We start from the raw sequence: 342 nt of genomic DNA, 5'->3' as shown, positions 1-342 counted from the left end.
ATGATCCTATGCTGTCGAGAAAAGCCTCTAGCGAGTTTCATGGCGGCCCGTACCCCAAACCGACTCAGGTGGTCAGGTAGAGAATACCGAGGCGTTCGGGTGAACTATGGTTAAGGAACTCGGCAAAATGCCCCCGTAACTTCGGGAGAAGGGGGGCCATTCCCGGTGACGGCACTTGCTGCCAGAGCTGGGGGTGGCCGCAGAGACCAGCGAGAAGCGACTGTTTACTAAAAACACAGGTCCGTGCGAAGCCGTAAGGCGATGTATACGGACTGACGCCTGCCCGGTGCTGGAACGTTAAGGGGACCGGTTAGCTCTGATTCGTCGGGGCGAAGCTGAGAA

The organism is Streptomyces sp. CB01881, assembly GCF_002953255.1.
In the GTDB taxonomy this organism is placed as follows: Bacteria; Actinomycetota; Actinomycetes; order Streptomycetales; family Streptomycetaceae; genus Kitasatospora.
This window is presented reverse-complemented; position numbering follows the sequence as displayed.